The 2,690-nt window shown below is 42.8% G+C and carries 2 protein-coding genes; both read right to left on the bottom strand.

The features are described 5' to 3' along the window. The coding region (locus AC1DUA_RS32890) for a recombinase family protein (protein ID WP_477503734.1) at positions 1-638 on the bottom strand (638 nt) is incomplete at its 3' end. Beyond that, positions 639-2,624, bottom strand: a complete 1,986-nt coding sequence (locus AC1DUA_RS32885; RefSeq protein ID WP_477503733.1) for an ATP-binding protein — start codon at positions 2,622-2,624, stop codon at positions 639-641. It lies immediately after the preceding gene. Positions 2,625-2,690 lie beyond the last annotated feature (66 nt).

The raw sequence follows: 2,690 nt of genomic DNA, 5'->3' as shown, positions 1-2,690 counted from the left end.
GCGCTTGCCTTCTCTGGCTTCCGTTTTAAGATGTCTTTCATGTTCATGACCACTAATTTGTTCTTATCTGGTGTTTTATTGAATTGGTGATAGTAAAAGCCTCCAATGATCTCACCGCGATCAAAATCATTTAAGATTTCAAATTCATAGCTCTCAATGACGTTGTTTCGATCCTTTTTAATGGACTTAAACCGATCATTAGAATAAACAACTTCAACCGTCGTGCTGTCTGGAACCTCAGCACCATACTTGATGGCCTTAAGTTCAAGTCCGCGGTACCCTTCAATAAACCCGATATCGTACTTACCTGTCGTATTGTTCTTGAAAGGAACCAAACTAATATGATTTGGGAGAGCCGGATCGAAACCGATCCGGGCATAAGATACTACGTTGACTGCCAACTTCTCCATGTTCACGTTTTGCCAAGCCATTGGCAGATTGTTGTATTTATCATTTCGCTTTGACTCTGCCGTTTTAAGGACATTGTCTAGAGCGATGAAGTAATTCTGCGCCAGTCGTTGCTGAAACTTTGTGAGTGCGACCTCACCAACACCTGATGTAAATTGAGCAACAACCTTATTCATGAACCGTTCAGAAGCCGTAAGCTCCTTCTGTGCTACTGCTATAGTTTCTGACAACTAGATCGCCTCCTGGTACTTCGATTTCGTTTCTACTCTGAGTTGCTTATCTTTTTCGCTGACAACAAGACTGATCTTCTGGCCTTTCGTTTCGATCATCCGAGTAACTGCTTCAGCGTTGTCTACAAAGATTGGAGCCGTGAAGCCGTGGTAATCTGAAAGGGTGTTGATGATATCAAGACCAGCATTGATCTCAGCGGCGTTGTTCAGCCCGGCGCCGTATGGAACGCCATCGATTAAAGTGTCGCATCTTTCTTCAAGGCCACCATTGACCTGAGTTTCAAACAATTTAAAGCGAACATGCTTGAATTTACTGTTGATTCTGGATTCCAGAAGAGCTACTTTGACCCGTACGAATTCTTCTGTCAGGAACAATTCTTCTTCCAGTCGAGCGAATTCTTTGGCAAGCTGCTCTTCCTGTGCAACCAATTCTTCAATGCGTCCTTTAATCACAATGACCTGAGCGAACTTGGCTTTATGCTGGTCAAGACCAAATGCTTCATTTCTAATCTTTGATAGTTCAAGCCGTACTTGATCGATTTTCGCTTGATTAGTCGATCGTAAGCCAAGAATTTCATTCTTAATGGCTGCTATCTGACTCTGCTTCTCGATATATGAAGGATGAGCTGTAACGTCCGTCATGCCTGCTTGGAGATTCTCCAGATCGGATTCAGCTGATTTAATTTCATCTCGTTTAACCTCAGATTGAGAGATTAAATTCTCAAGGGCATTGGTGAGCTGAGTATTTTCAGCTGTTAACTGATCGGCATCTCTCTTCTCGGCTTTGCCAGTAACCGATATAGCCTCTAACCGTTCGGCCTTCTCACGATTGAAGTGTGCTATTGCCCGATCGTGAGCCAGTTTCTTTTGATCCTCAGGTAATGATTGCCCGCAAGCAAAGCAGTTCTCATCATGCTCTCCAGCAAATTCTTCTGCGTTTACGGTAATCCATTTATTCCGAAGGCGATCAGCCTCTTCTAGCTTTCTATCAATGATCGTTCTATTGTGCTTAATCTTTTGTTGATGATTTTCAATCGATAACTGAAGAGTTGATTGCTTCGACTTAAGGTTATTTAATGTGGAGCGAAGCTCTGATACTTTATCCATAGTTCCAGATTGCAATTGGTTCCTTAGGTTAAGCAGCTCGCCCTCCAGTTCTCGGAGTGCAATCTCTTTCACTGAAACTTCGCCACCATTTTGAATTCTGGACAACTCAGCTTCTTTTTTCTCAATCTTGCTCTTAAGTGAAGCAATATCATCATCTAGAAAGCCTTCATCCAGTTCAGAGACATCTGGCATCGAGCGATTTGCTTCGTCAATTCGAACAGGTAGCTTATCAAGCTCTTTATTGATCTCACTACGGCGGGCTGCGATAACTTTCCGATGGTCATCAATACTGCGATCACCTAGAATATTGATTAGTTTAGCCAACTTCTCATTACTGCTGATGACTTCTGCATCTGATACGTCACCGCATACTTCAAGCAAAGTCTTACGGCGGTCTTTCCAGTGCATTTCATTAAAGAATGCGGGATTAGTTAGGAGTTTGAAAACATTCTCACTTATAACGCTATCGATGAATTTGGTGTACTCGCCTTTTGTGCTAGGAACGCCATCAATGAAGTGGTCCGTTGTGTGTCCATCGAATTCCTGATGAGCGGATCCACGCTTTTTCGTCCATTTTTCAGCGTATACTTTGCGGAGTGTCTTAAGTTTACCGTCGATCAGTAGCGCTCCCTCTACCTCATGCTGCAGGTTATGTAGCGTATTACCGTCACGATCAAGCGTCTTGATTTTGAAGTTTGAAGTGGAGTTGTTATGGCTGTCTTTATCAAACAGTAGCCATGTGAAGGCATCAAAGAGAGTTGATTTACCTACCGCATTGTCACCTAGAACGACAACGTCTTTGCCGTTAGTTTCTAGTGTGAAGTTTCTAACGCCTTTGAAATTACGAAGAGTAAGGATAGCAAGGCTAATTTCTTTCATCTCGACACGCTCCTTTAGTTGTTTGATCGATCGCTCATATCTTGAGCGCAAGATTCGCAGATATAT

It is taken from the genome of Paenibacillus sp. 01T422 (assembly GCF_056398785.1).
The sequence above is the reverse complement of the archived record's forward strand: the minus strand, read 5'-3'. Positions and strand labels throughout refer to the sequence as shown.